Here is a 21,896-nt window from a genome sequence, read left to right as displayed (position 1 = left end):
ATGCTCATAAACAAGTATTAAAATCAAATTAATCGAATATAAAACAGAGAATGAAGATGATTAGGAAAATTGGATTATTAGTCGCGCTTTTCTTATGGTGTTTTATCCTGGAATTGGATGCACAGGTTTCTGATCCTGTCAGCTATGTAAGCACATTGGTCGGAACGAATTCCAAGTACGAACTTTCAACAGGAAACACTTATCCTGCTACTGCATTGCCCTGGGGAATGAATTTCTGGTCTCCTCAAACCGGGAGGATGGGCGATGGCTGGATGTATACCTACACGGCAGACAAGATCAGGGGATTTAAGCAAACGCATCAGCCAAGCCCATGGATGAACGACTACGGGCAATTCTCTCTTATGCCTATTACCGGAAGGGTTGTGTTTAATGAGAACGACAGGGCAAGCTGGTTTTCGCATAAAGCGGAAGTAGCCAAACCACATTACTATCGTGTTTATTTAGCTGACCATGATATAACAACGGAAATCGCACCAACTGAAAGGGCAGCGATGTTTAGGTTTACCTTTCCCGACAGTAAAAACTCCTACATCATTACCGATGCGTTTGACAGGGGATCTTTTATAAAAATTATTCCTGAAGAGAAAAAGATTGTTGGTTACACAACACGCAATAGCGGAGGCGTACCCAACAATTTCAAGAACTACTTTGTTATCGTTTTTGATAAGGCGTTTACTTTTCATGCCGTTGTTAAGGATGGTGTAGTATCAGAAGGACAAAAGGAATTCAATGGAAATCACGCCGGGGCCATCATCGGTTTCGCAACATCAAATAATGAAAAAGTACATGCGCGTGTAGCATCATCTTTTATCAGCGAAGAGCAGGCCCTTATCAATCTGAAAGAGTTGGGTAACGATGATTTCGATCAGGTAATGAACAAAGGCAAGCAGCGTTGGAATGAAGTGTTAGGAAAGATAAAAGTAGAGGATAACAATATCGACAACCTCAGAACATTCTACTCTTCATTTTATCGTTCAATCTTATTCCCTAGAAATTTTTCTGAAATAGATGGCAATGGTAAAGTAGTTCATTATAGTCCGTATAATGGCAAAGTACTTCCTGGCTACATGTTTACGGATACCGGATTCTGGGATACTTTCCGGAGCCTTTTCCCATTCCTGAATTTCTTATTCCCTGCTGAAAATACCAAGATGCAGGAAGGTCTTGTGAATGCTTATAAAGAAAGTGGTTTCCTGCCTGAATGGGCTAGTCCTGGCCATCGCGATATTATGGTAGGAAACAACTCAGCATCGGTTGTTGCTGATGCGTACCTGAAAGGTTTACGTGGATATGACATTGAAGCATTGTGGGAAGCACTTAAACATGGCGCTAACGCGGTGCACCCTACGGTTTCTGCATCGGGTAGAAGAGGTTATGAGTACTACAACAAGTATGGTTACATTCCAAATGATGTTGATGTTGATCAGAATGTAGCACGTTCATTGGAATATGCTTATGACGATTGGACTATCTACAGATTAGGAAAGGCACTTAACAAGCCGGAAAGTGAAATCGAAGTATATGCTAAGAGAGCATTGAATTACAAGAATCTTTATAACGCGAAGCGCAAGCTCATGGCAGGCCGTGCAACCAATGGTTCTTTCTCTGACGGGTTCAATCCTACTGATTGGGGTCGCGACTTTACCGAGGGTAACAGCTGGCACTACTCATGGTCTGTATTCCATGATCCTCAGGGATTGATTGACCTCATGGGTGGCAAAAAAGAATTTGTTAACATGCTTGATTCTGTATTCATCATTCCCGGATCAAGGGGAATGGAAAGCCGCTCTATGATTCACGAAATGCGTGAAATGCAGGTAATGGATATGGGCCAGTACGCACATGGCAATCAGCCTATCCAGCACATGGTTTACATGTATAACTATGCCGGTGAACCATGGAAGGCACAGTACTGGGCACGCGAGATCATGGATAAACTTTACGCTCCAACCCCTGATGGTTATTGTGGTGATGAAGACAACGGGCAAACTTCTGCATGGTACGTGTTCTCTGCTCTGGGATTCTATCCGCTATGTCCTAGTAGCAATGAATATATCATGGGGTCTCCTTTATTTAAGTCAGTAAAAATTCAACTGCAAAACGGAAAAGAGATCGAGATAAAAGCCGATAATAATTCGAAGGAAAATCGCTATGTTGCTGACGTAACGTTAAATGGAAAGAAGTATACTAAGAATTACTTCACCCACGAAGATCTGATGAAAGGCGCTAAAATTAATTTTAAGATGAGCCAGGCTCCCAATAAAAGCCGTGGAACAGATAAAAGCGACTTTCCTTATTCTTTCTCAAATGCAAAATAAAAAGCAGTACAAACACAGCAGCATATGACCAAGAGAAGAGACTTTATCAAGAAAGGAACAATTGCCATGGCCGGACTTTCTTTTGCAGGAACAAATGCTACCTGGGGAAGCATTTTACCGCAGGATAAGTTTGCCACTAAAAGGCCTCCTGTAGGGGAAAGAAATTTTACTGCTGAGGCAGTAGAAAAAACAATTACAGCAACCAAGGCGAAGATAAAAGATGCAAAGCTTGCCTGGATGTTCGAGAATTGTTTCCCTAATACACTTGATACTACCGTTGATGCCGGAACTAAAAATGGCAAGCCGGATACTTTTGTTATTACAGGCGATATACATGCCATGTGGTTGCGCGATTCAACAGCGCAGGTTTGGCCCTATCTTCCGCTGGCAACTAAAGATGAAAAGCTAAAAACACTATTAGCTGGCGTTATTCACAGGCAATCACAATGTGTATTACTTGATCCGTATGCCAATGCATTTAACAAAGAGCTCACCCCTGGTGAATGGATGAGCGACAAAACGGATATGAAGCCGGGCTTGCACGAGCGTAAGTGGGAGATCGACTCGCTTTGCTACACCGTTCGACTTGCTTATCACTATTGGAAAACAACTGGTGATGTATCTGTGTTTGATGCCGATTGGAAAAAGGCAGTTGCTGCCATTGTAGATACATTCAAGGCTCAGCAGCGCAAAAACGGTTTAGGGCCTTATAAGTTTGAGCGTGAAACTACACGCCAGTTAGATACACTTTCTAATGATGGGTGGGGTCAGCCACTGAAGCCTGTTGGTTTAATCAACTCTTCGTTCCGCCCTTCTGATGATGCTACAACATACGGATTCTTGATTCCTTCAAACTTGTTTGCTGTTACATCATTAAAGCAGTTGGCAGAGATCAGCAAGAGTGTTACAAAAGATGAAGCTTTTGCTAAATCATGTTTAGCATTGGCGGATGAGGTTGATGGCGCTGTTAAAAAATATGGCGTAGTAAATCATCCGAAATACGGAAAGGTATATGCCTTCGAAGTAGATGGTTTTGGCAACGCTACTTATATGGATGATGCCAACGTGCCAAGTCTATTGGGTTTGCCATACCTTGGCTGTGTTGAAAAGAACGACACCATCTACCAGAACACACGCAAGCTGATCTGGAGTACGGATAACCCGTATTTCTTCCAGGGCAAAGCAGCGGAGGGCATCGGTGGCCCGCATATCGGGTACGATATGATTTGGCCTATGAGTATTATTATGCGTGCCATGACCAGCACAGATGACAAAGAAATTGCGTGGTGTATTAAAACATTACGCAATACCGATGGCGAAACTGGTTTTATGCACGAGAGCTTTCATAAGGATGATCCTTCAAAGTTTACCCGCAAATGGTTTGCCTGGGCCAACACCTTATTTGGCGAGCTAATCCTGAAGCTGGTCAATGAAGGTAAAACACAGCTACTCGTTGGGTAGTCTGTTTTGTGAGTTACTTAACTTAAAGTTTTATAAGCATGGGGATAATCAGTCCCCATTGCTTTTTTATACTCAATAATAAAAGCCTGATACCTGATTCGCGCCTCATCATTCATTCTTAGTTTTTGCATGGCTTTTACCTGATAGGTAAGCGCTGCATCATTTAGCGGATCAATGTTAAATAAAGCATCTGCCAGGGCAAGGGTGGTTGGATAAAGCTCTTCTGTAAAACTTTTCTCCATCTCCAACAGTAACACAGGTTCCAGCTTCTTTTCTGTTTCTTCTTTTAAGGTATCGAATAATGGATGGTCGAAGAGTTGCAGGAATTTGCCACGTGATAATATCTCTACCAGCTCGTCCCTGTTCCTTTCCGTTTCGTGACTGAATATTAATTGCATGCATCGGGTGTAGTCGCAGTAGGAGGCTTCAGTTTGCTCTATCTTGAAACTACCTTTGTCATAAATTAACTCTATTCCATCAAGCTCGCTCAATACTTTGCGCAGGTGGTTAATTGTAACACCCCTTGAATTCTTTACTTTATCCGCAGGCCTGTCGGGCCATAAAATATTACTGAGCCGTTGCGAGCCAATGCCATCGTCTATCGTACTGTATTGCAGGATAAGACAAAACATCTGCTTGAGCTGTGCACTGAACATGTAGGTGATATCACGATTTTTTCTGTCGCGTACGGTAAAATCACCAAAAAGATAAATGGCGTTTGCCCGGGTTACAGGTTCTGGTTTAGTTGTTGTCTCAACTTTAATGTCTGCAAGTGGTTCTGTTTCCGGATGCACTTCTTCGGCATCAATTTGTTTTTTGGACTTTGATTTTTTATAGAGGAAATAGCCAACTGCAGATACAAGTAAAATAGAAATTGCTACTATTGCCAACGCATACTTATTTTTCTCACGTGAATAACTCGCTAGTTCTTTGGCTGTAAGCGGTGGGAAGGACAGCGAATATACTTTTAGGTCTGAAGAAATATCATCTTCAAACTCCTGCACTACCGCATACAAATTGTTAAGTGTGCTATCGTAATACAGATTGGCGTTGGTTGTAATCTTATCAGAATGAATAGGAATAGAATCGCCCAGCACCTGGTACGAACCATCTTTCAAAGAAAATTGGTATAATTTAAGAAGGGACTCAGAGAAGTGTTCGGGATAACACAGCGTATAAAAGGAAGAATCGTTGAGGATAACCATACCTCTAACAGGCACCATGTTGTCTTGCTTCCAGGGTATTTCCCAAAGCTTCGAAATGCGTTTTGTATTTAAATCTACCTTGTATAAGTCGTAATAATATTTTCTGCCTACGGTGTGCTCTCCAGATTCATTACCCATACCCCCGAAGATGTATATGGAATTGGTCTCTTTCAGATATCCCACAGAAGAGAAATAACGCGGCGAAAGGAAATCGCCAGAGAAACCTCTCAGGGTATCCCATTGCTTTTTTACTAAGTCATAAGTAAAGAAATCTTTGCTATAACGCATGCGTCCAAAACCACCAAATAAAGTGAACTGATTAGTGGATGGATCGAAATAAGAACCATGATGGTGCAACGGACTTCGCAGTTGATCGGCATTCTCGGCAGTCCATTGATACGTGTTCAGGTCAAGACTTGCTACGGTGGGCCCGTCATAATTTTCACGGTAAACTTCATAGGCATACAGCTTATCGCGTTGGGTGTCCATAAAATTCGTCCCCAACGTTAATTGAACCGGGCATTCCTCTTCAAATATTTTGATGTCTGTAGCCCCTGATCTGACGTTGTAAATGCGCAACGAGTCACGGTTGTAATAATAGATCTCTTTTCTTTCAGCGTTGTAGTTGGCTCCGGCTACTGATTGTGACCTGAATGTAATCTTGTGCCTCCAATGGTAAGCATCGTTTACAAGCCAATCTGGATTAGCAATTTTACCGAATACATCACCATTCACATCATGCACCACGCCACCCTTACTTTCATTTAAGGGGAAATAGTATTTCTCCTGGCCGCCGATCGCAAGGTCCTTTATCGCAAAGGAGGGCACATCAATAATATGCTCGCTTCTACCGAAAAGAACAACAGGCTTGTAGACATCCGAGAGCTCGTTGCCCGCGGCGCTGAATGTGCGGTTGTGTATGGTAAGGTATATAGAATCACTATTGAGATCGAATGAGATCTTCATCTTAAACCACTGCATGTTAAGCAGCGATTCACGATTCATCCGGGCATCAATCAGGTTATTCTTACCCTCTTCATTAAAACGGAAGGTAAGGTCATTTCCCTGGCCATCGTAAAACAGGTTATAAATTCTGTTGCTGTCTCTGTTTTTGATCCGGATAAGGTAACCAATCTCTGTTGTAGGATATAAAGCGCAGTTAAATTCGATATTAAAACTGCCGGCAAATTCAGCTACATGTTCGCCAAACACATCATAAGAAGTACGCTTGTCAATCGGCTGTTCGCTACCATGGAATTTCAGTCCCCCGGGTGTTGTGGCCTGCAGGGGTAAGAAAACGAAGAACAGAACGATATAAAAGCACAATTTTATGATCGAAAGCATAACTCAAAATTGTGAGACACAATGCATGTCTCCTAACATTCTATCTATAAGCGGTTTTTATTTACTGCTTTTCCGAGACAAATTATAAAAAAGCAACCATTAAATGTTGCATGTAAGCAGCAGCTTTTTTGATCATCCTCCCATTCTTTTTAAAAAGATACGGAGGAAGAGAGGTGAATTTCTAAACCAGGCTTATAAATGAATTGGGAAAAGTACAAAAAAAATTATACTCCGATATTTGTATTTATATCTGCATCGTCATTTACGTTATACTGTTACAACTATTTTGAAACCTAACTGGTGCTGGAATACAACGCTTATATATGCGTAGTTACTCTGCTGGATTTCCCAAACCGGTCATATGCAACCACGTCAATCGTTGATCCTTCAACCTGGTCGTTAACAGCTTTTGCAGAATACTTCCAGTTTAAGTGGTCCTTCTCCGCGCTTCCTGATTCAAGTACAGTACCATCAGCACGTATAATGGTTACCTCGATCTTATCGATCTTTAACAACATTTGTGGTTCAATGAAAATAGCATCATGTACTTTACCCCGATATTTTTTATAGTTCAGCCCTTTGATTTCGGGTTTAGTCATATAGTCTTTCACAGCAGCTGCCTGTGCCGACTTCAGGTTATTTAACCGCGCCATGATACTATACCTTTCAGTTTCTTCAGGATAATACAACGTGTGGGATGCGTAGTACGAGGCCTGCGCAAACTGGGTTCTGGCTCCGTTTTGCGCAAGGGTAGGTTTATCTTTGGTGACACCCTTGCGGGCAAAAAACGTACGATTGCCAATCTGTTTGAAAACAAGGTCATCTCCAAATTTTCCGCTAAACCCGGACGTAACCGGGTTGCCTATTATTTTACCCATAGCTCTTAGTTATTTATTTCATTGATATTTATTCTGTTACCATAAAGGTATTTGTGCCTTTTGACAGCTTGTGTCAAAAAGCGGGAGACCCGTAAGTTTTTTTCAACAGTGTGCCATCGGAGTGGATTCAGAGGGAGAACCATGGTGAAATAGGGGTATTTGAGGGTAAATTCAGTGTTTTTAGGAAAAAAAGGCCCTTTTTCCCTATGTTATCCCTACAAATACCGAATCACCACCGAATCACCATAGTGCCCGTTCTGATGCTACTCGGTAGGCAAAAGGAGGAGGAAAGCCTATTTTAGTAAGGACGGGTGATTTTTTTTGAGAAGTACAGCCATAATGAGTTTCGAAATTACTACAGGCGAAGGCAATGCCCATGTATTTCTTGCCGTTGATGCCTACCTCGACTTTGTTTTTCAGCTTGGCGTTGAGCGTGACAGAAAACCCGAGACTGTTTTGAAGAACGTGTACAATTTGCTGGAGAACCCCGACTTCACCAAACACTTGGGCAAGGGGTTTACCCTGGTACTTGAAGAGTTCCAGGAGCTGGCACCAAGAATAGAAGCCATTATCGGCGGTGAGCAAGGTAAAATTCTTTTTAACAAGGCATTGAATAATACAATAGCAAACCCTGTTCTTCTCGCCTTACGCGACACACTGCGGGGAAAAGAGAAAAGATGAGGGATTTGTTTTGTTGTAAAAAGCATCCGAATAAAAGTGAAGGGTTGTTGCTAGAAGAAATATAGCAGCAATATGTATATTGGGTTGTTTGTAGAGCAATTCACTACGGACAATGAAGACTTTGGAGAATAACTGGAAACAAAAATCCATTGAGAATTTATAAAATCAAATCCTATTTTATTCAATTGGGCTTGGACTTGCGAGACTAAGTTATTTGACTATAGCACATGAGTACAAACATGCGCCGGCTTTGCATCACCTAATAATTCTTCTGACATTCTCTGCGGGATTTTTGTGGCTAATTGTTGTCTTGATTCATAATCTTACTAAACATAGAATAGAGAGTTTAAGAGGAATAATTTTAACCAATCTTATCATGAGTTTGGGATTTACTGGTTTTATCATATACACCATTAACGGGACGACAGACAATGGTGAAGCTGAATACAAGGAGAGCAAAAATAAGAATAGAAGAATCAGGGGACACAACAATAATGTATCATAACGCATCACCAATATAAAGATAGCATTAGGGTGGGAAATAAATTTGGTCTGGTTGCATTCGTGACGTTCTTAGTATTATCTATAACAACCACTACAGCAGATATTTTGGATACGAATGAAAGTGGCAGCTTATTTACTGGGATATTGATGACGCCATCTATACCGGGTTACATCCTATATGTGTTGGTGACAGGGGATATACATGGTTGGCAACCTGGACCAATTGGACAAGTGGGAAGGATTATGGTAACAACGTTTGGATCATGGATATTTTGGACTCCCCTAGTTTATTTGATTTACAAGAAACTGCGAGGTTAAAAATCGTACGTTGTACCACTCTTTAGCCCTGTTAGTCCCTAGCCCTTGTTGGTGAAGAACACCAACAAAAGCGAGCGGTAAGATTTGGAAAGAGTATGTTTTAAGATTAAAAAATGGGACTTGACTTATTTCACGCAATTCCTTCAGCTAAAACAAGGGATACATTCGAGTATTTAACAATGGACGAGTTCAAAGATAATCCCAAATTTCTTGAGAAGCATTCACACTTATTAACAGAGGTAGATGAGACTGAATGGGATTTTGAAATTTTAGTGTTCCCCGATAAATTGACTAAGGACTTAATAACTGAAAGAACGCCAAGTTATAAAGAGAAGCTGACTTTAGTTGGCAACATTGATAATTTAAACTTAGAGTTAAGTGAAGTGGCAATGAAAAATTCAATTCGGAATAAGGAGCCATTAATTCTTAAGTCCATTGACTATCAATTAACTAAAGAAACAGCGAAAGAGATTTACTATTATACTGTGTCATTTGAAACAGGTTCAAAGAAAATACAAGTATTATACTGGGCAACAAAGGGCTATCAAAGAAAAGGAATGAATAGAAATTTTTATGATGACTTTGAAAACCGTAAGTTATATTTTGATAAAGCATCAGTTCTCAAAGCAAGTTCTTACCTTAAGCCCACTTCTGACGACGGTAGCCACAATCTAAAGACACATTTTAGGGGTAACTTTGTTGATAATTTTATCGAAGGGGAAAGTATGTTTTTTGGTAGTTGGTAGTGATTTGTACAATAACAAGGTCACCGCTAAAAGGATATAGCAGCAATATGTATGTTTGTTGTTGTAGGCAACTGCAATCGGAGATTCTAAAACAAAAAGAGATGGGATTATTTTCAACGACCTTGCATGTTTACAAGAAGGAACAAGCAGATATTTTAGAAAGCTTAAAAAGTTTACTTATTGGAAGAAATCTGAAGTTCTTTAACAGAATTAATGTGACCTCTGATACTTTTCAACAGGTATTGCAACTGGATGTTTATTCAAAATCGGGTGTGTTTTACTTAGTTTCAGAAAAGTTTCATAGGTGGACGACAATTATTGAACTGAATGTCAATGTTGATGAGCCATTCTATTTATATGAGTTGAGCAATGAACTAAGTGCCAAAGTGAAGACATATACTTTGTCATTCCATTTACATGATGACGATGTTTTATACTATAACTTAGATCATAACGGAAAATCCTTGGATGGGTACAATAGTAATGTTCAATACTTTTTAAATGACCCGCTGCCAAGAAAGGAAGTTATGGAACAACGGCATGATGTTCAAAGATTCTCAGGGATATTGCCAGAGCAAAAAAATATTAAAGAGCTATCAAACATATTAGATCGCGGCTATTGGCAGGCATTTGACAATAATGACCTCGATGAAGATGGTACTCCCAATGACGATAAATATGAAGTTATAGAAGAGGATAGACTTAAGGAGTTAGGTCAATATTTGGAGATTTATACCGCTGACAATTTCCCGTATGCAAACTGGTATAAGGATATTATTACATTGGACCTATCAAAATTCTATTTATTAAGGGCAGACAAGTAACGGCAACAATAAATCAGTTGGTCTACAAAAGCTTTATATGCTAATGTATAGGTGGAACGTTTAACGAGATGCACAACCTGAACAAGCTTGACTTTGAGATGAAGACAGACCAGACGTTCTTGTCCAACACATTGACCCATTCCAGGACAAATTTGTTTCGTTGGCTATGGCAAAACGTATTGCTTTTGCAATGGAATTTGTTTGGAAAACATTCAGGCTTAACCGACATTCACCGCTTTACAAAGGACTTGTAAATACATTGGGTTTGGAGTTTACCACCAACGACAATAAGGCAAGACAAGAACTCGGCTAAAAGACATTTATCGGTATTGAAGAAGGATTGGACCTGATGAGAAAGTAAAAACAAAACAGTTATTTGGCACTTGACGACGCATACCCCTTGCCTGGCCACTCAAACCAAGGCAAGGCAATGTATTATATTAGTATTTTGGAGTGAAGATTGATTTTTCTTGTTATCTTCTTTTTGAAAGTTTGTTGGTGAAGAACACTAACAAAAGCGAAGAGGGTAGGTGATAATAACAAGGCCACCGCTAAAAGAAATATATCCGCAATACGTATATTTAAGAAATGAAAATTGGGTGAAGATAAAAAGGCCAGCTATCTGTGTGAAGAACATCAACAAAAGCGAGATTCATCACCGATAATCTAAATAACAGGTTTTATGATAAAGCAAAATCTAAAACTCATTTTAAGGAACCTATGGATAAACAGAATTTATTCTTCAGCTATATTGCTAAGCCTGGTAACCGGGTTTGTGTGTACAAACATCCTTGTCTCATTTCTTGTTTTTGAAACGAATACAGATACATTTCATTCGAAACGAGATAGAATTTTTCAAGTATTCAGTAACGACCCGTTTGGTGGAAATGGAAGGATTACTTTTGTACCTCGTTATTTTTTTGAATACCTCACTACTAATTACCCTGAAGTCCAAAATGTATGTCAGCTATTTGATTTGAATGGTATTGTTGTAAAGAATGGGACTACGAAATTTGACGATTTCAATGTCTTATCGGTCGATAGTTCGTTCTTTACTTTATTCGATTTTCCCTTACACAGGGGAAGAAAGGATCATTCCCTGTCGAATAATGAAATTGTTCTGTCAAAAGAAAAGGCGTTAGCCTTGTTTGGAAATGTAAATGTTTTAGGTAGTATGCTTACTATCTCTACACCAGATACAACGCGGGAATTAATAGTTTCAGCTGTTGTAGACAGGCCTGTTGAGAACAGTCATTTGTACTTTGATGCACTCATACACCACTCAACACTTCCTCCTCAATCGAATGGCGGCGCCACTTACGCTTTGTTGACGAGGGCAGATGCGGGTGAGTCGTTACTGAAAAAAATAAACAGTGATGCGGAACGTCCTGGGCTTATTGGTCCAGGAAAAACGGAGTACTTTTTTATTCCTTTAGTTAAGTCCTACTTCAGTACCGATAACAAAACAAGCTATATTAAAACCAGGAATCCCATGTTTTTAACAGTGGGATATGTTGTTTGTGGGCTGGTGTTTTTTATAGCCAGCTTTAACTTTATAAATCTCTTCTTACTTTCCTGGCAAAACAGAAAGAAAGAAATTGGAATTAAGAAAACGTTAGGTGTCACCCGGAGAGATTTATTTAGTTTTTCAATTACTGAGGCAGGTGTTTATGTTTTTACCGGCTTCCTGCTTTCATTAATAATAACTTATTCTATAATTCCTGTTTTTAACAATGTCTTTGAAGCAAACCTTTCGCTGGCATATTTTTTAAATGTAAAAATCATCACATTAATAGGTGTTGTTTTGTTTTTTACAGGGATGTTAGTGGTGATGTTGTCGGTTTCCAAACAATGGAAAATGAAGCCGGTAAGTTTGATAGCTACCAACTCTTCCAAAGTCAAGTTCAATCGTCTTTTCTTCACCATACAATTCGTTATTGCAATTACACTTGCCGTTTGTTCGGTGACGATAGTAAAGCAAATGCACTACATAAAGAATGCTTCTCTTGGATTTAACCGGCAAATCATTCAGTTAGATGCACCTGGCGAAGAATTTACACCAGCGCTCTCCTTCCTTAAACAAAAAATAATTCAATTGCCGGATGTGAACAACGTTTCTGTATGTAACGGCAATCCTATTTTTGGGAATATGATCGTTCGTTATGACCTTGACAACGAACAATTCTATACGCCGTACTTGTTTGGCGGAGACGAAGACTATTTAAAAGCGTTAGACCTGAAATTAATAGCGGGTGAATTACCTTCCGAAAAGAATAATGGAAAGGTGGTTAACCAGAAATTAGTTAAGCAGTTTGATTTAGAAAATCCAATAGGTGATTATGTCCCTGGAACACAAGACAAAATTGTGGGAGTAGTAGAGGATTTTACATGTGGTTCATTTAAGCAAGACATTCCCCCTGCAATTATATCCTTTTATAAGGATGGACGTTCCATATTGATTGACTATAGAGGAAGCAATCTTTCAACGATACTCACTAAATTGCGAGAAGCATGGACTAGTGTATTTCCAGATTATTCCTTTCATCATAGAGTCATACAGGAAGAACTCATGAAGAAGTACAAGGAAGAAACGTTCTTCTATAAGATCATTATTACGTTCTCGATTATCAGCATGGTGTTGTCTTGCTTCGGGTTGTTCGCGCTATCCTGGGCGGTGGTTCAAAGTAGAACAAAAGAAATGGGCATCCGAAAAGTACTAGGTGCGACCCCGATAGATATATTGAACCTTTTAACCTTAACGTTCACAAAACGGATCATTCTTGCCTTTTTAATTGCCGCACCTGTTGGGTATTACCTCATGAATCAATGGCTCACCAGATTTACCAATAAAATTGAACTGGATATCTGGATTTTTTGTATATCAGCTGTTATGGTGACATTTACTGCTTTTGTAACTTTAAGCTTACAAATAGTTCGGGCTATAATGACTAATCCAATAGATGAAATTAGAAACGATTGACAGGGACAGGGCATTGTCATAGTAATGAGGATGCAATAATTTTATACCATGGAAGCATTAATAAATTATTTGTTACAGTTTGGTGATCTGAATGAACAACAAATAGAATTAATCAAGGAAAGGGTATCAGTAATTGCGCTGCGTAAAGATGAATATTTCTCTGAGGCAGGTAAAATACCGCGTCAGGTGGGCTTTATTGTAGAGGGTGTTATGCGTGGGTGCTATTACACCAATAAAGGTGAAGAAATAACCCGCTGTTTTATCAACGAGAACAGCATCGTAGTCGATTACTTTAATTTCGAGGCAAGCACCGCTGCCTCAGAATACATACAGGCTAGTACCCCTTGTAAACTTATTGTATTTTCTAAGCAGGACTGGGATGAGCTTTCACACACCATTGTGGGTTGGGATAATATTAAACACAAAATGGTGCAACAATGTCTTTACAGAAAATCGAGAACAGGTCCGGTAATCTCGCAGGATGCCACTACGCGTTATCTCCAATTTATGGAAAACTATCCATCGCTTACTAACCGTGTACCACTAGCTTACATTGCATCTTATCTCGGGGTTACCCAGCAGTCTTTAAGCAGGATAAGAAAGAGTATTCGCTGATTTACATTTTACCAAATGGTAAAAGATTTCATTTTTTATAGGCGAACCTTTGCTGCGTTAATTTTAAAGCAAAGTGAAAATGAAATCTATTTTGATTACGGGGGCAAACAAAAGCATTGGCTTTGAAACAGCACGTAACCTATTGCAAAAGGGTCATTATGTATACCTTGGTAGCCGTGACTTACGGTTGGGCCAGGAAGCTGTAAAAAAACTGAACGCAGAAGGTTTAACCAATGTAGAAGTGATTCAGCTTGACGTAACCAACGATAAATCAGTAAAACAGGCGCGTGCTGAAATTGGCAAGCGCACACAGGTGTTGGATGTGTTGATAAACAATGCCGGTATTAGTGGTGTAAAGTTTGACAACACAGGAAATTCCATTGCTCAAACCCGAAATGCAATGGAAGCGGGGATCGACATTTTTAAAGAAGTGTATGAGACAAATGTATACGGGGTGGTACGAGTTACGCAGACGTTTTTGGATTTGCTAAAAAATTCGTCCGAGCCAAGAATTGTAAATGTAAGTTCAAGTGTGGGCTCACTGGCCCTTCAAAGCGATCCCAACTGGCCCGCGTACCATTACGGAAAATATGCAGTGTACGGTTCTTCAAAATCGGCGATGAATATGTATACCATTCACCTTGCTTACGAGCTCAAAGAAACCGCGTTTAAAATTAATGCGGTAGACCCTGGCTATACAAAAACGGATTTTACCAATCAACAGGGAACAGGTACGGCAGACGAAGCTGCCGCAAGGGTAGTTAAGTACGCGTTGATTGATAACAATGGACCTACCGGGAAGTTTTTCAGTGAAGAATCAAATCCGGTAACAGGTGAAATTCCTTGGTAATAACGGCTTGGCCAAATTAAATTAATCAGTCTTTCAATAAGAAAGTAAAAGCTTCACCACGGCTGACGTTGCTTAAGCACGTCAGCCTTTTATTTTCGATATGTTGAGCGAAGTGCTTGCAAGACGATGACTGCAGGTCCGGGTAAAATAGGCAAGCTCAGGGTAGAATCACTGAAGGGAAAAAATAATGAGGCTGATAAAACTCATGATCAGGTAAGGAACAATACCTGCTGCGCCGGCATAGTCTCCTGCTATTCGTTGTCCCAGGTATAATTGCAAAAATACAACAGCGGATGCTATTACACTAATGAGCGCCACAGCTTCAATGCCAAATGGGATTGTACATAATCCTGCTATTGCCAGCAGGGCTGTAAGCACTTCCTGAACGATAATTAAATGAAACAATAAAACGGATGAGCCTGAAAGTATTCCTCCTTTAAGGTGATCGATAAAATATGCCTTGTTGCCTTTGTAATCCTTTATTTTGCTTAGTCCTGCTTCAGTAAATGTGAAGACTAAAAAAGTTAGTGAAATCAGCTTTAAGATCATCAGTAGGGTTGCATCCAATACCATGTTAAGTTGTAGTTTATTTTATTTTTTTATTTGTTCAGGTTATAAACTTATAATAAAAGTTGCAAACACTAATCATCCCAAACTATAAGGATTAATGTTTGCAAAGTCTATCAATAATGTGTGTAATCTCAAGTAATAATAAGCCTCACATATTTTCAATCCACCAAAGGTATGCGTCATAGTCTGTTACTGGTATCTCGTCTGTTATGCCTAGCGCGCGGCACATGGTAACAATTTGACCTCTGTGGTACGATCCGTGATTCACTAAATGAAGGATATATTCATAGCGACTTTGTGTGCTGTCAGAGGCCTGAACGATTTGGATCAATTGTTCTTGGTTCAGTACAGAAAGATCATTGATCAGTTGTTGTGAACTCATCATCAGCTCCGCTATAATTTTTTCGACAATATGCTCTTCTTCTGGATCGTTAAATTCCTTGATTTGCCCTTTTACGAGAATAGTATGCCAGTAGAGCTGCGCAAAGAAAATATGTTGAAGCGTACGGTCTATTGTTCCGAAGCTTGAGCCGGTCTTCGTATACAGTATCTTTCGATCCAACGTCATCAACCAGGAAGTAAGCCGTTCGTTTGCCCAAAGATTATAACGGAGTAAACGGGTTGTAATATTTTGCAGGTGCATAAGGTATAGAGCTATCCCTGAATTGTTTTATAAACTACCGTTGTTGTCAGGCAAGGCATTAAATGCTCTTCGTTTTTCGTCCATCCAGTTGTTCATCGCCTCAGGTGAAGTCATGCTGTTACGCATTTCATTCATTGCCTGGATGTGAGCAGCATCGCCTTGTTGCACCATTTCACGGGCATGCATGCTCACCATCTTGGCGATTTCTTCAAATGTATCTGCACTGAAGTTTTGATTACATGCTCCACCTAATTCTTTGCACGTCATTGTTTTCATATCTGTGTCTATTTGTTATTATAATTAGTTGCCTTTCTTAAGTCAAATTAAGGCTATAATTTTTCTAGCGTAAAGTAAACAGATATTTTTCTTGAACGTTAGGTAAGGGAAATGTTTTTGTGAGAATACTCTTTTTAAAGGAGGTTGTTTAGATCACGCCGGTAAAGCAGCCTTAGGGAAAAATTGTGTTGATATGTGTTTTCGTTACTATTAACCCCCGTGTCTGTTTAAAGTTCTATCTTTACTCCTTTAATCCCATGCGAATTACATTCCTTCTTCTTTTAGTGTTTTACATATCTGTGGTGCAGGGGCAGCATTGCGATCAGTACGCGTCTTTAACACAAGATAAATATGGTGAGAAACTGTATGCGTTTAAGGACTATGTTGACGTTTATGATGGTCCTAAAAAGTTTTCATTGTACGGGTTTATTTGGGAGACGTCAATTGTACTGGTAATTGATGTTGTTTCCGAATTCGCATGCATGGGAACAGATGAAAAAATAGTAGCGAAGTTTGTGGACGGCTCTAAGTTGGAGATGAAAAATCAGTTGCAAAACTGTAATCGCCAGGTAGTTGTTCATCTAAACATGGGAACCGCACAATTGGATGCTTTTCGGAGTAAAGAAATCAAATCATTAAGTGTTTTTTCAAGAAGAGTACTAAGTGCAAACGCGGATGTTAGGGGTGATGTTGCGCGTACCGTCAGGTTAAGCATTGACTGTTTATCGAACTTTCTAACGGAGTCACCATTACGCGACACAATTGAAAATGACTTTACAATTTCCTTGCCTGAGCGTAATGACTCAACAGACAGATCACTGCTCGCAGAGCAGCTTCCCGAGTTCTTTGGGGGATATGAAAATTTATTAGCTTATCTACGGAACAACATCAAAGTTCCAAAAGGTACGAAGGGCGAGGTGATAGTTTCTTTTATATTAAATAAAGAAGGGATACCCGAAAACCCCTATATTGTTAAGGGAATTTCTTCTGCGTTCGATTCGGAAGTTCTTCGCGTGATTAATTCAATGCCGCGTTGGAAACCCGGGGTACAAAATGGCAAAGCAGTCAGCGTGCCGTACATAATACCATTAAATTTTAAATAACGTGATCAATTTTCCGTTAGCTTAAGATGAGTTATTGCACAGTGCTATAACGACAATAGTAAGTTCATCTTACATTCAAACTGAAAAGCGTCAACGTCTGGCATGCATGGACAAACTCAGAACCACAAAACTCAGAATCCAGAACCTCGAACGCAGAAGGTCGAACCTTAAATATTAGCCATCAGCAAAAAATAATAACAAATAGTTAAATGGTTTTCTTCGAGTCGGCGTCTTTGTAACTAGATTTATAATGCAACACGATCAGCGATGTTTGAACAGTTCAGAAAGAATTTTCCAATTGAAGATAATAAGTGGCAGGAGTATGTAAGTCGTTTTAAAAAAATAGAAGTTCCGGCGCGTACCAAGCTTTTAAGTGAGGGCGAGATCTCCAAGAGAATGTATTTAATTGAAAAGGGCTGCATTCGCGTATGGTATAACAATAATGGAAAGGACATTACAACGCAGTTTTTCTTTGAAGGCAATATGGTGAGCTCCATCGTGAGTTTCAGAAAGAAAATACCCAGTCCTGTTACACTTGAAACCATCGAGCCATGTATTGTTTGGTGGATCCATAAAAGGGACTTTGACAAAATAATTGAAGAGATAAAGGCTATACCTCAATTAAGGGATATGCTTATCGATATAGTATTTGACCGCACTTTTAACTACATGACCCATTTTATATCTTTTATAAAGGATACGCCTTATCAACGTTATTTGAACTTAATAAATGAACGGCCACATATAGTACAACGTGTGCCGCAACATTATATAGCCTCCTATTTGGGTATTACTAAAGTTCATTTGAGTCGCATAAAAAGCAAGCTGGCTAAAAAGAAATAGCCGATCTTCATTTGATAACAAATGTTATCGCCTCCCGGAATGCTGTGAAAGTAATTTTACAAATAAAATTATTTTAAAGATGAAAGCATTAGTAATGACTCCGGGAGGTGTAGCACCGCAATACGTTAAGAATTTTCCTGAACCGATAGCTGGTAGCAGAGATGAAGTATTGATTTCAGTAAAGGCAGCATCAATCAAACATTTAGATAAGTCCCGCGCTACAGGTAAACACTATTCAACAAAAGACGACATGCAACATGCAAAAGTAATTGGTGTTGATGGTATCGGACTATTGGAAGACGGAACTCGCGTTTATGCATTGGGTGTTACTGGCATGATTGCCGAAAAAGCTATTGTCGAAAAAAGCAAATTAATAACAGTACCTGAAGGTCTTGACGATGCTACCGCGGCAGCGTTGCCAAATGCAGTTGCAGGCTCAGTGATGGCGCTGCGCATCAGCGCAGGGATGAAGAATGGGGAGACAGTTCTGATAAACGGAGCAACCGGGTTTACTGGGAAGATGGCCGTGCAAATTGCAAAGTATTACGGTGCGAGAAAGGTTATTGTAACCGGAAGAAATGAAAAATCATTACAATCCTTATTGTCATTAGGAGCAGATGCAATTGTTCCTATCAGACAAGATGACAAATCATTTGTTGAACAAATAAAAAAATTACATGCTGAAACACCTATCGATGTTATCCTGGATTACCTGTGGGGTCATACAGCAGAACTTATTCTGGGGTCTTTAAAGGGTAAGGGTGCTTTTACCCATAGAACGCGTTTTGTCTCTATTGGCTCTCTTGCTGGTAATGAAATTCAACTTTCATCAGAAATGTTACGAAGCCTTAACCTGCAACTATCAGGTTCGGGTTTGGGGAGCTGGACGAAAGATGAAATGCAGAAGTTAATTAAAGAGATTCTTCCTGAAATGTTTCAGCTTGCTGCTGATAATAAATTAAAAGTAAATACCGTGACTGTCAATTTGCAGGACATTGAGAAAGTATGGGATATGGAAGTATCAGATGGTAAAAGATTGGTAGTGATTATTTGATATGAAAAAGTAGGTGCAATGGTTGCCAACTATGGGGTAGTTAATGCTGGTTGCAGGGAAATGTCCTGTAATTGGATATCCGTTGCAACGCTACTTCAAAATCAACCTATATAATAAGGTCTGCGTTTCGCATCACGTTTTGAAAACGGTAATGTAAACTTCCTCTTAAATAAAGACCTTTGCTGACAATATCTCTTGAATTCTATCAGTAGATTTGCGGCGGGCTCTTGTTGAACTATGACATTACTATGAAGGACATTGTGACAGCACCACCGAATTTACTCGATACTTTTAGCATATTCTGTTATTATACTGAGCAGCAAGTCCAGAGGAATAGAATCTTTCTTCAACAAAATCTCATTACTTTATTAGAAAAAGGGGAGAAGGTAGTTCACTACGGAAACAAGGCTACTACTATTAAGGATTCACAGTTTGTGTTGCTTTCTTCAGGCAATTGTCTTTTTACAGAAAAGCTAACAGTTAATAGTCATTTCCAAAGTACAATGTTCTTTTTTGATAATTCGGCGCTTACACGATTCTTTTTAAAGTATGCATCAATTATTGAAATGGTTTCGTCAGGAATAATTGAAAGAAGCGAGCCTTTCGTTGTCTTTGAGAAAGACGAATTTGTATTAAACTTTATTACATCACTTAGGTTAATTCAGAATCAAACATCTTTTCTTGCAGATAAGAAAAAAGAGTTAAAATTTGAGGAGCTTATGCTTCACCTTCTTGAAAAATATCCTGAGGCGATTTTGTCATTTCAGGCGCGTAGACAGGCAGCGTATTCTGACCTGGAAATAAAAAAAGCAGTAGAACAAAACATAACAAATAACCTTTCATTGGAGGAATTAGCATTTATATGCCATACAAGTGTTTCTACCTTTAAGCGAAAGTTTTTAAAACTTTACAACGTACCGCCTGGGCAGTACTTTGTGAAACGAAAGATGGAAATAGCAACGCAATTATTACTGCAGAATGAAAATCCAAGTGAAGTATTTCATAAAGTAGGGTATGAAAACCACTCTAGCTTCTCACAAATCTTTAAACAAGTGTATGGAATTAGTCCTAAACAGTTCCAACAACAAAAGATGACCTCTTCCCGATAGGTTTTGACTTAATAGCGATAGCCGTATAGGGTCTCGCTTGCACACCTTTGTGTAAGATTTAAAAACACAAAGTAAAATGGAAAAAGGAAAAACATCGGGAGCAGTTGCAGCTGTAAGCACAGAGGCGGCGGCGACGTTCACCCTAAGAAGCAAGGATCTGGGAGGTCAGTTTACGAAAAAACATTTTGCTACTGATTGCGCCGGAGAAAATATCTCCCCGGAATTGCATTGGGAAAATGCGCCGAAAGAAACGAAGGCGTTTGCATTAACAATGTATGACATGGACGCACCAACAGGCAGTGGTTTATGGCATTGGGTCGTATATAACATTCCGGCCACGCTTACATTTCTTAGTACAGACTCAGGAAGTCTATTAAAAAATCAGCTGCCCAACGAAGCAGTTGGTGGATTAAATGATGCGGGTGTTAAGGGGTACTATGGGCCCTGTCCTCCGCCAGGGCAACTTCACCGGTACATCTTTACCGTACATGCACTTAGCGAAACGATACAAGCAACCGAAAACGCAAGCGCAGCGCTAACTGGCTTTTTGCTTAACATGAACACAATTGCAAAAGCTTCGTTAGTTGTATATGCTCAGCAGTAAGCAATCTTGAGCTAATATCTTCTCCGTAGCGTATAGCTACGGAGTATTTCTTTATTAAGAATATTGAGTTAAAAACATTTAAGATAAGAATGGAAAATTCTGTGTCAGGCAAAACTATTTTTATAACAGGAGCCACAGATGGTCTAGGAAAATTGGTGGCAATGCATCTCGCTGAGCAAGGCGCTCACTTACTTATTCACGGTAGGAATATGACAAAAGGAGAAGAAGTTCTTCGTGATTTGAAGCATAGAACAGGTAATCCCAATATCCATTATTACAATGCTGACTTTTCTTTATTAAGTGATGTAAACGCTTTAGGCATAAGGCTATTAAATGAGGATAAAAGGATTGATATACTCATAAACAATGCGGGAACGGCTTTATCAAAACGCGAAGTGAATACAGATGGCATTGAACTGACATTGGCTGTGAACTACTTTGCTCAGGTGCTATTGACGGAAAAATTACTCGCCATTATGAGCTTACAATCCAGCAAAATAATCAACGTAGCATCTGCTGCCCAACGGGCTTTGGATTTTTCAGATTTTATGATGGAAAAATATTATGAGAGCTTTTCCGCCTACAGTAAAAGCAAGGCGGCTTTGATCATGTACACTTTTGATCTTGCAGAGCGGTTGAAGGGGAAAGGTATCACAGTAAATGCGCTCCATCCAGCCACATTAATGAATACAAAAATGGTTATGGATCGTAGTTATGTAATGAGTACTGTTGAAGAGGGGGCATCTGCAGTGGAAGGCTTGCTAAAGATTAAGGAGACGGGGTGTTATTATAACAGTAAACGTCTGTCCAAGGCGATCCCTCAGGTGTATGATGTTCCTACCAGAAGGAAACTTTGGAAGTTAACTAACGACATCTTAACCCCGTATCTTTTTTGCTAAACTGATTATCATTATATCACGAATCGTGCAATCAATTACGCGCTTGATAA

General features: G+C 39.6%; 21 protein-coding genes. 16 read left to right on the top strand and 5 right to left on the bottom strand.

Translation table 11 applies throughout. The features are described 5' to 3' along the window. Window positions 1-56: 56 nt before the first annotated feature. Both KK060_RS17885 and KK060_RS17880 read left to right on the top strand, forming a co-directional pair. A complete protein-coding gene (locus KK060_RS17885; protein WP_254155145.1) occupies window positions 57-2,339 on the top strand; it encodes a GH92 family glycosyl hydrolase in 2,283 nt (760 codons plus the stop codon). 24 nt (window positions 2,340-2,363) lie between these two features. Beyond that, window positions 2,364-3,800: a glycoside hydrolase family 125 protein gene (locus KK060_RS17880; RefSeq protein WP_254155144.1), complete on the top strand. Its 1,437-nt coding sequence runs from the start codon at window positions 2,364-2,366 to the stop codon at window positions 3,798-3,800. A gap of 17 nt (window positions 3,801-3,817) precedes the next feature. Here the strand turns inward: KK060_RS17880 and KK060_RS17875 are convergent, their stop codons facing one another. Next, window positions 3,818-6,349 (bottom strand): Kelch repeat-containing protein, encoded by a 2,532-nt coding sequence (locus tag KK060_RS17875; protein ID WP_254155143.1) that lies wholly within the window; start codon window positions 6,347-6,349, stop codon window positions 3,818-3,820. A 317-nt stretch (window positions 6,350-6,666) separates the two neighbouring features. Continuing rightward, complete coding sequence (locus tag KK060_RS17870; protein ID WP_254155142.1) at window positions 6,667-7,227, bottom strand: hypothetical protein; 561 nt, start codon at window positions 7,225-7,227, stop codon at window positions 6,667-6,669. 339 nt (window positions 7,228-7,566) lie between these two features. On the opposite strand from KK060_RS17870, the gene KK060_RS17865 reads away from it, so the two are divergent. The 8 genes from KK060_RS17865 to KK060_RS17835 all read left to right on the top strand — a co-directional run bounded on the left by KK060_RS17865 (window position 7,567) and on the right by KK060_RS17835 (window position 14,745). After that, window positions 7,567-7,908, top strand: coding sequence for a hypothetical protein (locus KK060_RS17865; RefSeq protein WP_254155141.1), 342 nt, complete (start codon window positions 7,567-7,569; stop codon window positions 7,906-7,908). A 376-nt stretch (window positions 7,909-8,284) separates the two neighbouring features. Continuing rightward, entirely contained in the window at window positions 8,285-8,413 is a 129-nt protein-coding gene (locus KK060_RS25095) for a hypothetical protein (RefSeq protein WP_302180114.1), read from the top strand. Between the two features lie 430 nt (window positions 8,414-8,843). Continuing rightward, window positions 8,844-9,476, top strand: coding sequence for a hypothetical protein (locus tag KK060_RS17860; RefSeq protein ID WP_254155140.1), 633 nt, complete (start codon window positions 8,844-8,846; stop codon window positions 9,474-9,476). Between the two features lie 101 nt (window positions 9,477-9,577). Next, complete coding sequence (locus KK060_RS17855; protein WP_254155139.1) at window positions 9,578-10,300, top strand: hypothetical protein; 723 nt, start codon at window positions 9,578-9,580, stop codon at window positions 10,298-10,300. 166 nt (window positions 10,301-10,466) lie between these two features. Further along, window positions 10,467-10,613: a hypothetical protein gene (locus KK060_RS17850; protein ID WP_254155138.1), complete on the top strand. Its 147-nt coding sequence runs from the start codon at window positions 10,467-10,469 to the stop codon at window positions 10,611-10,613. A gap of 369 nt (window positions 10,614-10,982) precedes the next feature. Then, window positions 10,983-13,280, top strand: a complete 2,298-nt coding sequence (locus KK060_RS17845; RefSeq protein WP_254155137.1) for an ABC transporter permease — start codon at window positions 10,983-10,985, stop codon at window positions 13,278-13,280. Window positions 13,281-13,328: 48 nt separating this feature from the next. Next, entirely contained in the window at window positions 13,329-13,895 is a 567-nt protein-coding gene (locus tag KK060_RS17840; protein ID WP_254155136.1) for a Crp/Fnr family transcriptional regulator, read from the top strand. Between the two features lie 79 nt (window positions 13,896-13,974). After that, entirely contained in the window at window positions 13,975-14,745 is a 771-nt protein-coding gene (locus KK060_RS17835) for an SDR family oxidoreductase (RefSeq protein ID WP_254155135.1), read from the top strand. A gap of 168 nt (window positions 14,746-14,913) precedes the next feature. On the opposite strand, the gene KK060_RS17830 is transcribed toward KK060_RS17835, so the two are convergent. The 3 genes from KK060_RS17830 to KK060_RS17820 all read right to left on the bottom strand — a co-directional run bounded on the left by KK060_RS17830 (window position 14,914) and on the right by KK060_RS17820 (window position 16,234). Beyond that, on the bottom strand, window positions 14,914-15,318 hold the full coding sequence (locus tag KK060_RS17830) for a hypothetical protein (protein ID WP_254155134.1): 405 nt from the start codon (window positions 15,316-15,318) through the stop codon (window positions 14,914-14,916). Between the two features lie 145 nt (window positions 15,319-15,463). Next, window positions 15,464-15,958: a DinB family protein gene (locus KK060_RS17825; protein ID WP_254155133.1), complete on the bottom strand. Its 495-nt coding sequence runs from the start codon at window positions 15,956-15,958 to the stop codon at window positions 15,464-15,466. Window positions 15,959-15,985: 27 nt separating this feature from the next. After that, complete coding sequence (locus KK060_RS17820; protein WP_254155132.1) at window positions 15,986-16,234, bottom strand: DUF1059 domain-containing protein; 249 nt, start codon at window positions 16,232-16,234, stop codon at window positions 15,986-15,988. Between the two features lie 257 nt (window positions 16,235-16,491). Here KK060_RS17820 and KK060_RS17815 point away from each other — a divergent pair, with 257 nt between their 5' ends. The 6 genes from KK060_RS17815 (at window position 16,492) to KK060_RS17790 (ending at window position 21,846) form a co-directional block, all read left to right on the top strand. After that, a complete protein-coding gene (locus tag KK060_RS17815) occupies window positions 16,492-17,337 on the top strand; it encodes an energy transducer TonB (protein ID WP_254155131.1) in 846 nt (281 codons plus the stop codon). 267 nt (window positions 17,338-17,604) lie between these two features. Continuing rightward, window positions 17,605-18,180 (top strand): Crp/Fnr family transcriptional regulator, encoded by a 576-nt coding sequence (locus tag KK060_RS17810; RefSeq protein WP_254155130.1) that lies wholly within the window; start codon window positions 17,605-17,607, stop codon window positions 18,178-18,180. 79 nt (window positions 18,181-18,259) lie between these two features. Next, complete coding sequence (locus tag KK060_RS17805; protein ID WP_254155129.1) at window positions 18,260-19,234, top strand: quinone oxidoreductase family protein; 975 nt, start codon at window positions 18,260-18,262, stop codon at window positions 19,232-19,234. Between the two features lie 248 nt (window positions 19,235-19,482). Beyond that, window positions 19,483-20,343: a helix-turn-helix domain-containing protein gene (locus KK060_RS17800; RefSeq protein ID WP_254155128.1), complete on the top strand. Its 861-nt coding sequence runs from the start codon at window positions 19,483-19,485 to the stop codon at window positions 20,341-20,343. Between the two features lie 76 nt (window positions 20,344-20,419). Beyond that, the gene (locus tag KK060_RS17795; RefSeq protein ID WP_254155127.1) at window positions 20,420-20,947 is read left to right on the top strand and encodes a YbhB/YbcL family Raf kinase inhibitor-like protein; all 528 of its coding nucleotides are present in this window, start codon (window positions 20,420-20,422) and stop codon (window positions 20,945-20,947) included. Window positions 20,948-21,036: 89 nt separating this feature from the next. Then, window positions 21,037-21,846, top strand: coding sequence for an SDR family NAD(P)-dependent oxidoreductase (locus KK060_RS17790; protein ID WP_254155126.1), 810 nt, complete (start codon window positions 21,037-21,039; stop codon window positions 21,844-21,846). Window positions 21,847-21,896 lie beyond the last annotated feature (50 nt).

It is taken from the genome of Chryseosolibacter indicum, assembly GCF_018598585.1.
Taxonomy (GTDB): Bacteria; Bacteroidota; Bacteroidia; order Cytophagales; family Cyclobacteriaceae; genus Chryseosolibacter; species Chryseosolibacter indicus.
The sequence above is the reverse complement of the archived record's forward strand: the minus strand, read 5'-3'. Positions and strand labels throughout refer to the sequence as shown.

What these genes read in the sequence shown, in the direction of transcription:
- KK060_RS17885 (WP_254155145.1), top strand. Translation starts at nt 57, where the DNA reads ATGATTAGGAAAATTGGATTATTAGTCGCGCTTTTCTTATGGTGTTTT.
- KK060_RS17880 (WP_254155144.1), top strand. Translation starts at nt 2,364, where the DNA reads ATGACCAAGAGAAGAGACTTTATCAAGAAAGGAACAATTGCCATGGCC.
- KK060_RS17875 (WP_254155143.1), bottom strand. Translation starts at nt 6,349, where the DNA reads ATGCTTTCGATCATAAAATTGTGCTTTTATATCGTTCTGTTCTTCGTT.
- KK060_RS17870 (WP_254155142.1), bottom strand. Translation starts at nt 7,227, where the DNA reads ATGGGTAAAATAATAGGCAACCCGGTTACGTCCGGGTTTAGCGGAAAA.
- KK060_RS17865 (WP_254155141.1), top strand. Translation starts at nt 7,567, where the DNA reads ATGAGTTTCGAAATTACTACAGGCGAAGGCAATGCCCATGTATTTCTT.
- KK060_RS25095 (WP_302180114.1), top strand. Translation starts at nt 8,285, where the DNA reads ATGAGTTTGGGATTTACTGGTTTTATCATATACACCATTAACGGGACG.
- KK060_RS17860 (WP_254155140.1), top strand. Translation starts at nt 8,844, where the DNA reads ATGGGACTTGACTTATTTCACGCAATTCCTTCAGCTAAAACAAGGGAT.
- KK060_RS17855 (WP_254155139.1), top strand. Translation starts at nt 9,578, where the DNA reads ATGGGATTATTTTCAACGACCTTGCATGTTTACAAGAAGGAACAAGCA.
- KK060_RS17850 (WP_254155138.1), top strand. Translation starts at nt 10,467, where the DNA reads ATGGCAAAACGTATTGCTTTTGCAATGGAATTTGTTTGGAAAACATTC.
- KK060_RS17845 (WP_254155137.1), top strand. Translation starts at nt 10,983, where the DNA reads ATGATAAAGCAAAATCTAAAACTCATTTTAAGGAACCTATGGATAAAC.
- KK060_RS17840 (WP_254155136.1), top strand. Translation starts at nt 13,329, where the DNA reads ATGGAAGCATTAATAAATTATTTGTTACAGTTTGGTGATCTGAATGAA.
- KK060_RS17835 (WP_254155135.1), top strand. Translation starts at nt 13,975, where the DNA reads ATGAAATCTATTTTGATTACGGGGGCAAACAAAAGCATTGGCTTTGAA.
- KK060_RS17830 (WP_254155134.1), bottom strand. Translation starts at nt 15,318, where the DNA reads ATGGTATTGGATGCAACCCTACTGATGATCTTAAAGCTGATTTCACTA.
- KK060_RS17825 (WP_254155133.1), bottom strand. Translation starts at nt 15,958, where the DNA reads ATGCACCTGCAAAATATTACAACCCGTTTACTCCGTTATAATCTTTGG.
- KK060_RS17820 (WP_254155132.1), bottom strand. Translation starts at nt 16,234, where the DNA reads ATGAAAACAATGACGTGCAAAGAATTAGGTGGAGCATGTAATCAAAAC.
- KK060_RS17815 (WP_254155131.1), top strand. Translation starts at nt 16,492, where the DNA reads ATGCGAATTACATTCCTTCTTCTTTTAGTGTTTTACATATCTGTGGTG.
- KK060_RS17810 (WP_254155130.1), top strand. Translation starts at nt 17,605, where the DNA reads ATGTTTGAACAGTTCAGAAAGAATTTTCCAATTGAAGATAATAAGTGG.
- KK060_RS17805 (WP_254155129.1), top strand. Translation starts at nt 18,260, where the DNA reads ATGAAAGCATTAGTAATGACTCCGGGAGGTGTAGCACCGCAATACGTT.
- KK060_RS17800 (WP_254155128.1), top strand. Translation starts at nt 19,483, where the DNA reads ATGAAGGACATTGTGACAGCACCACCGAATTTACTCGATACTTTTAGC.
- KK060_RS17795 (WP_254155127.1), top strand. Translation starts at nt 20,420, where the DNA reads ATGGAAAAAGGAAAAACATCGGGAGCAGTTGCAGCTGTAAGCACAGAG.
- KK060_RS17790 (WP_254155126.1), top strand. Translation starts at nt 21,037, where the DNA reads ATGGAAAATTCTGTGTCAGGCAAAACTATTTTTATAACAGGAGCCACA.